Source organism: Streptomyces sp. SID5910 (assembly GCF_009862125.1).
Lineage (GTDB): Bacteria > Actinomycetota > Actinomycetes > Streptomycetales > Streptomycetaceae > Streptomyces.
The window spans coordinates 1-8,010 of sequence record NZ_WWHX01000717.1; the positions used below are offsets into that span (position 1 = coordinate 1).

Here is an 8,010-nt window from a genome sequence, read left to right on the forward strand (position 1 = left end):
GTGGGGGGATTTCAGGGTGGGGGGAAGTCTCAGGTCAGGGACTTCTGCGACGGCACGACGACGCCGTAGAGATCCTGGACCGTCGCGAGCGCGGCCTCGTGGACCTGCTGCGCGGGGATGCCGTTCGGGTTGCCCTTCAGGGGCAGCGGCCGGGTCGCGGAGGCGTCGGCCACCACGGTCGGCTTGTTGCCGTTGAGGAAGGCTCCCTGGGTGGTGAACAGGGTGCACATGTTCGTCATGAAGCCCGCGATGATGACGTTCTCGCGGCCCGCCTTCTTCACCTGCGCGGCGAGATCGGTGCCGTGGAAGCCGTTGGGGACGCTCTTCTCGACGACGGGCTCGCCCTTGGCCGGCTTGAGCGCCGGGATGATCTGGCCCGCCTTCGACTTCAGGTCGTAGCCCTTGTCGACGATGTGGATGACCGGCGTGCCCGCCGCGCGGGCCCGCTTCAGGAGGGCCGCGGCGTTGTCCACCGCCGGCTTCCAGCCGTCCAGCTCCATCACACCCTCGGTGTAGGTGTTCTGGTAGTCGACCAGGATGAGCGTCGCGTCGGAGAGCGTGGCCGGGGTCTCGTCCAGGCCGTTGAGCTTGCGCAGCGTCGTGGTGTCCTTCGCGACGTTCGCCGCGGTGGTGGCGGAGGCCGAGGGCTCGCCCTTGGGGGAGGCGGCCTCGGACTCGCCGCCGCACGCGGTGGCGGTGACGGCGAGGACGGCGGCGGCGGCGAGCGCGGCGGCCGGGCGGAGCAGCTTCATCAGGCGATCTCCTTCTGCGACGGGACGACGACGCCGTACAGGTCGGCGATGGTGGCCAGGGCGCCGAAGTGCACCTGGCGGGCGTCCAGTTCGGTGCCCGCGACGGGCAGGGCGCGGGTGGCGCTGGCATCGGCCACCACGGTGGGGCGGTTGCCGCGCAGGAAGGCGCCCTGGGCGGTGAAGGCCACGCACATGTGCGTCATGAAGCCGGCGATGACGACGTCGCTGTTGCCGGCGGCGTCGACGTGCTCGCCGAGGTCCGTGTCCACGAAGGCGTTCGGCACCTTCTTGACGACGACGGGCTCGCCGTCCAGCGGCGCGACGCTCGGGTGGATCTGCCCGACCTCGGCCCGGATGTCGTACGGGGTGCCCTCGCCGCCGTCGTTGACGACGTGGATGACCTTCGCGCCCTCCTGGCGGGCCCGGGCCAGCAGTTCGGCAGCGGCGTCGAGCGCCTCCCGCCAGCCGTCCAGCTCCATGACGCCGGTCGTGTAGGTGTTCTGGTAGTCGACGAGGATCAGCGTGGACTCGGCGAGCTTCGCCGGGGTCTCGTCGAAGCCGTTGAGCTGGCGCAGCGTCGTTCTGGGCATGGGGAACCACCTGAATTCGCGTGGAGGGGAAGGCAGTTCACCGGTGCGGTGACCTGCGCCTACGACGCTATGGCCCCCGGCCCGTGTCGGCAATGTCGTCTAACATGCAGAAACCGACATGGCCGCCGGCCGTCGAGTGTGGGGGGTTCCATGAGCATCGTCAGCCGTCTGATCGTCATCGTCCTCTTCGAGGACGTCGACCTGCTCGACGTCACCGGGCCGCCGGAGGTGTTCTCCCTCGCCCGCCGCGAGACCGACGAGGCGGCGGGCTACGAGGTCGTCCTCGCCGCGGAGACCATGGACCCGGTCACCACCGGCGCCGGCGTCCGGGTCCTGCCCGACACGACCTTCGACGACCTGGCCGTGAAGAGCATCGACACCCTGATCGTGCCCGGCGCCGTCCAGGTGGACGACCAGCGCCACGTGCACCCGCTCACCGACCCCGCCGTGGTGGAACGGGTACGGCAACTCGCCACCCGTACCCGGCGGGTCACGTCCGTCTGCGTCGGCGCGCACATCCTCGCCGCCGCCGGACTCCTCGACGGCAAGCGCGCCACCACCCACTGGTCGACCGCGCGGCAGCTCGCCGCCGAGCACCCGGCGATCGAGGTCGACGCCGACCCGATCTTCATCCGCCAGGGCGACGTGTGGACGGGCGCGGGCATCAGCGCCTGCCTCGACCTCTCCCTCGCGCTCATCGCCGACGACCTCGGCGAGGCCGTCGCGCTGCGCGTGGCCCGGCAGCTCGTGATGTACCTGAAGCGGCCCAGCGGGCAGAGCCAGTTCAGCGTGCCCCTGGAGCAGGTCTCCGCGACCCGGCGCATCGAGGACCTGCGCCACCACATCATGCGCAACATCGCCGAACCCCTCACCGTCGCGGACCTCGCCGCGTCCGCCCACGTCAGCGAACGGCAGCTCACCCGGATCTTCAAGAACGAACTCGGCACGACCCCGCACGCCTACATCGAGTCGGCCCGCGTCGAGGTGGCCCGCCACCAGCTCGAATCCACCGACGCCACCCTGGAGCGAATCGCCACCGCCTGCGGCTTCGGCACCGTCGACACCCTGGTCAGAGCCTTCCGCCGCCGCCTCGACACGACCCCGACGGAATACCGACGCCGGTTCAGGACCGCGCCGGCACCTCGTTGATCTCGACCCATCACACATGGCACCGAACCGTGATCAATATCAACACAACGCTCAGTAAACGTCGGTTTCCTCACGTGGTGTTCCGGACTTTGGCATGCTCTTGTCCGTTTCCTTCCTGTTGACCTGACATTCTGTTGAGGTGTTAGTTACCCCTGGCTACTTTGTGAATCTTGTGGGTGGGGTGTGGCGGGGATGTGGACCCGATTGCGGGGCGGGGGCAGGGCTGTAGCGGCACTGCTGGGCGGAACTCTGGCTGTCGGGCTGGTGCCTGCTCTCAGCGGCGCGGAGGCGGCGGCTGCGCCAGCCGCCTCGCAGGCCTCGCTGCCGAGCGCGACGACTGGCAGCAGCAGCTTGACGGAAGCCGAGGCGCTGGCCGAGGCCAAGCGGACCGGCAAGCAGGTGGAGATCCGCAGCCAGCGCAGTGAGACCCGAGAGGTGTACGCAACCCCAGAGGGCGATCTGGAGGCACGCGAGTACCTGCGGCCCGTCTGGACCCGCAGCCAGAACGGCTGGCAGCGCATCGATACGGCGTTGGCCACGACTGCTGAGGGCACGGTCGCTCCGAAGGCGGCCGCGGTGGACCTGGAGTTCTCCGGCGGTGGATCGGAACCTCTGGTGCGTATGCAGCGCGCCGGCAGGCAAATGAGCCTGTCCTGGCCGACGTCGTTGCCGAAGCCGTTCCTGGACGGCGCAGTGGCAACCTACTCATCGGTCCTGCCGGACGTCGACCTGCGGATGACCGCTCAAGAAGACGGCTTCACCCAGCTGTTGGTGGTCAAGACAGCCGAGGCGGCGGCGAGTGACAAACTCGCTGAGTTGCGGTTGAAGCTGGCCGCCGACGGACTCGATGTGAAGGAGACCGCCGAGGGCGGCCTCCAGGCCCTCGACACAGGAGCCGGCGGTGCGGTTTTCGAGGCACCGAAGCCGATGATGTGGGACTCCAGCCCGGGTACAGCCCCGGCCGCTCGCACGCAGACGAAAAGCGCTACGGCCGGTCAGGCCGCTGATGCTTCGGGGCAGGCGGCGGAGGAGGGCCCCGAGCCAGGGGCAGGGGAGTCGGGCAAGCTCGCACCGGTGGAGGTGGAGGTAGGCGCCGGGCAGGACGAACTGGTCCTGCGGCCCGATGCCGACACCCTCACGGGCGACGACACCACCTACCCGGTCTTCATCGACCCTCAGTGGTACACGCCGCAGGCATCCGCCTGGACGATGGCGTCGAAGTACTGGGCGTCCTCACCGCAGTGGAAGTTCAACGGCGACCCGGATGCCGGCCTGGGCTACTGCAACTGGGCGTACTGCAATCCCCATGACACCAAGCGGCTCTTCTACCGCATCCCCGTGTCCGCGTTCGCGGGCAAGTCTGTCCTGTCCGCGGAGTTCGTGGTCCGCAACACTTGGTCGGCCTCGTGTTCGGCACGCGCGGTCGAGCTGTGGCAGACCAAGGACATCTCGTCATCGACGACGTGGAACAGCCAGAACGCCTCCGGGTTCTGGGTGAAGGAACTGGGATCGAAGTCCTTCGCCTACGGCTACTCGGGCTGCGCTGCGAAGGACGCCGAGTTTGACGTGCGATCGGCCGTGCAGGCAGCGGCCAACAGCAGAAACTCGACGATGACGTTCGGGCTGCGGGCGGCGAGCGAGTCCGACGGATACGGGTGGAAGCGGTTCTCCGACAAGGCCTATCTGCGGGTGAAGTACAACCGTCCCCCGTCCCAGATCAAGAACTCGCAGCTGACCATGGAGTACGGCGGTACGTGCAAGTACAGCCCCGCCCCGCGGATCCGTTCCCTCGGCAAGATCTACGCGAACGGTGTCAGTGACCCGGACGGCGACAACATCGCCGTGCAGTTCCAGGCCAAGTGGGACACCGGCGACGGCAAGGGCCTCATCGCCCGCTGGCAGCCTTCCCTGACCTCCTACAAGGCCTCCGGGTCGAGCTTCTCGATCAGCCTGCCCACCTCCGTCCCGAAGAACCGACAGGTCCTGTGGTACGCCCGCTCCTACGACGGAGCCCAGTACTCCCCTTGGTCCTTCGCCGGTAACGCCACTGCCTGCTACTTCTACTACGACACACAGGCCCCGGCGCCTCCGAAGATCACCTCCAGCGACTATCCGGCCTCGGACCCGGAGAACCCGCAGGACCCGTGGTACGACGGCATCGGCAAGTACGGCACGTTCACCGTGGGCGGCAACGACACCCAGAGCGTGAAGTACCTCTACGGCGTCAACGTCGACCCGACGACCAAGAACACGATCACCACCACCAACGGTGCCGCGAAACAGCTGAAGCTGCTGCCCCCCGAGGCCAGCGTCAACACCCTCTACGTCTCCGCTGTCGATGCGGCCGGGAACGTCTCGGCCCCGGCCGGGTACCGCTTCCGCGTCAAGGCAGGTCAGCCCGAACGCGCCATGTGGCAACTCGACGAGACCGCCGGGGCCATCACGGCCGCCGGCACGGCACCGCCACGCGTAGCCGACCTGAAGGGCGGCCCCACCCTCGCCGTGCCCGGAGCCAAGGGCACAGCCGTCTCTTTCGATGGCGTCGACGACTACGCCGTCACCGCTATCACCACAGCCGACACCTCGGCCGATTTCTCCGTCTCGGCCTGGGCGAAACTGTCCACCCTGCCCGACCACCCGGCGATCGTTGCCGCTCAGCCCGGCAATCACTCGCCAGGGTTCGAGCTGTACTACTCCGCTGATTACGACCGTTGGGTGTTCAACCAGTACAAGGCCGATGTTTCGGGTGCGGGAATCGTGCGCGCCATGCAACCCGCTGCGGGCGGCGCCAAGCCCGGCGAATGGACACACCTCGTCGGCACCTACAGCGCCACCACCCATGAGCTGAAGCTCTTCGTCAACGGCGCACTGGCCGGGACCACGATCCATGACTCACCCTGGGACGCCCGCCGCGGCCTGCAGATAGGAGCCGGCTCGTACAACGGCCAGCCGAACTCCTTCTTCCCCGGCACCATCGACGAGCTTCAGGTCTTCGACAAGCCCCTCGCTCCCAGCGAAGTGACCCGCCTGTACGGGAAAGAATCGCTTAACGCCGGCAGGCCCGCCCGCGCCGTCTTCAGCCTGGACGACCCCGCCGACGCCACCCAGCTCACCAGCGCTGCCCAGGTACCCGACGCCCGGCTCACCACCGGTGCCACCACCGGGCAACCCGGCATCGCCGGCAATGCGCTGACCCTCAACGGCACGAGCGGCTACGCCACCACCGACCGCCCCGTCCTGGACAACCGCCGCAGTTTCGCCGTCTCAGCCTGGGCGAAACTGCCCAAGACCAAGCCCAACCACCCCGCCATCGTCGCCACCCAAACCGGCACCCGAGCCCCTGGCCTCGAGCTGTACTACTCCGCCGACTACGACCAGTGGGTAGCCAACCAGTACTCCGCCGACTCCACCACCGCCACCATCATCCGCGCCAGACAACCCGACGGCACTCACGCCTACGCGGACACCTGGACGCACCTGGTCGCCGTGCACGACACCGTCGCCAATCGGCTCACTCTCTACGTCAACGGTGTCAAGGCAGGCGAAACACCTCTGCAAGCGGACTGGTACGCCGGCGGCCCCTTCCAGATCGGTGCCGGCTCTTACAACAGCGCACCCGGCTCCTTCTTCCCCGGCCAGATCGACGACGTACGTCTCTTCGACCGGCCCATCGCCGACGACGAAGTCCGGCAGATGTACCGCCAGCGGCCCCTGGTCAAAAGCCGATGGACCTTCGAGACAGCCTCCGGATCACCACTGGTCACACCCGACGCGTCCCCGTCCGGCAACGCCATGACACTGAACGGCGGCGCGCAGGTCGGCGGGGGGTGGGTCGACGGCGGCGTCTCACTCGACGGCATCGACGACTACGGCATGACCTCAACCGCACCCGTGGACACCAACGCCAGCTTCACCGTCACCGCCTGGGCACAGACAGCCGCACTCCCGGACCACAGCGTGGCGCTCCTCAGTGCGCCCGGCGCGACGCAGAACGCGTTCACCGTGCGCTACGAACCCAGCGCCTCGCCACAGTCCGACCCAGGGCGCTGGCGGATCGCGGTGGCATCGTCCGACACAGCCAATGCCTCGGTCGCCAACGTGGACAACGGGCAGTTCTTCTCACCCACGGACTGGACGCACCTGGCAGTGGTCTACGACGGCCTCACCAAACAGCTGTCCCTCTACGTGAACGGCGAGTTGGAACAGATCGCCTGCGGGGACGAGAACGCAGACGCGGAGCCGGACGACGGCTCATGCACGGACCGCCTGTCCTTCGCCGAAGATGTGCTGTCGTTCAAGTCGGCGCAGCCGATGCAGCTGGGCCGCGCGAAGACCGGGGCCAGCACCTGGGGCGCGTACTGGCCTGGAGCCGTGTCCGACGTATGGGCCTTCCAGGGCATCTTGACCGAAACCCAGGTCAAGATGCTCGCCGCAGGTAACCCCGGGATGCCCACCGAAGTCCCGAACAACGTCTGATTCACGGTTGGGTCCGCAATCCGGACCCAACCGGTGCTTCCCCCATTTTCACCAGCCCCATGTCGGCTCTGTGCGGCCATGACCGCAGCGAAGGACGAAGAACATGAACGGCAGATCCAGAAGACGGCTCCAGGGACTGCAGCGACGTGTCGCCCTGGCTTCTGCCGCGGTCATGGTCGGCACCCTCCTCCAGGGGGTGACACAGCCCGCCGTCGCGGCAGACACCACCGAAGGACAAGGTGCCCCCACCGCCTTCGAGAAGCCGGTACCCGGCTCGCCCGTCAAGGCCAAACCGCGTACTGTGACGAAGGGGCCCCGTACCCCTGAAGCCGCGCCCGAAGCAGCATGGCCACCGGCGGCGACCGCCGTGGTGGATCTGCCGAACGGTGTCGAAAAGGGCGCCGCCCGCGCACCCCTTCGTGCCCAGGGTCTTCCCCTGAGCCTGGACACTGCGGGCAAGACCACCGCCACACCCGCACGCGGCAAGGTCGAGACCCGGATCCTGGACCGGAAGACGGCACAGAGAGCCGGCGTCGACGGTCTGCTGTTCACCCTGCGCACCCAAAGCCAGGCGAAGACGCCACCGGGCCGTCTACGCGCCAAGCTGGACTACTCCTCGTTCGCCGACGCTTTCGGCGGCGGCTACGCCTCGCGCCTGACGCTCGTCGAACTGCCGGCCTGCGCACTCACAACACCGGCCACGCCCGCATGCCGCACCACAAAGCCCGTGGACACGGTCAACGACCCGGACGCCAAGACACTCACCGCACAGAACGTGGCCCTCAGCGCCACGGCACCCACCGTACTCGCCGCGGTGGCAGACGCAGAAAGCGCGAACGGCGACTACAAGGCGACACCGCTGTCTGCCTCGGCGACCTGGAGCACCAATCTCAACACGGGTGACTTCAGCTGGTCATACAGCATGCCTGCCCCCGACGTCCCGGGCGGCTTGACCCCCAGGATCGGCCTGGCGTACTCCTCCGGTTCCATCGACGGCCGCACCGGCAACACCAACAACCAGGCATCCTGGGCCGGCGACGGTC

At 68.1% G+C, this 8,010-nt stretch carries 4 protein-coding genes and 1 pseudogene; 3 read left to right on the top strand and 2 right to left on the bottom strand.

What is annotated here, in order from left to right:
• Positions 1–29: 29 nt before the first annotated feature.
• Positions 30–752, bottom strand: coding sequence for an isochorismatase family protein (locus GTW67_RS24910; RefSeq protein WP_161167034.1), 723 nt, complete (start codon positions 750–752; stop codon positions 30–32).
• A complete protein-coding gene (locus GTW67_RS24915) occupies positions 752–1,342 on the bottom strand; it encodes a cysteine hydrolase family protein (RefSeq protein ID WP_161167035.1) in 591 nt (196 codons plus the stop codon). Before GTW67_RS24915 ends, GTW67_RS24910 begins: the two co-directional genes overlap by 1 nt.
• A 150-nt stretch (positions 1,343–1,492) precedes the next feature.
• On the opposite strand from GTW67_RS24915, the gene GTW67_RS24920 reads away from it, so the two are divergent.
• The 3 genes and pseudogenes from GTW67_RS24920 to GTW67_RS24930 form a co-directional block, all read left to right on the top strand.
• A complete protein-coding gene (locus GTW67_RS24920; protein WP_161167036.1) occupies positions 1,493–2,491 on the top strand; it encodes a GlxA family transcriptional regulator in 999 nt (332 codons plus the stop codon).
• A gap of 192 nt (positions 2,492–2,683) precedes the next feature.
• Positions 2,684–6,967, top strand: coding sequence for a LamG-like jellyroll fold domain-containing protein (locus GTW67_RS24925; RefSeq protein ID WP_161167037.1), 4,284 nt, complete (start codon positions 2,684–2,686; stop codon positions 6,965–6,967).
• 103 nt (positions 6,968–7,070) lie between these two features.
• A pseudogene (locus tag GTW67_RS24930) lies at positions 7,071–8,010 on the top strand (sugar-binding protein); the annotation flags it as partial.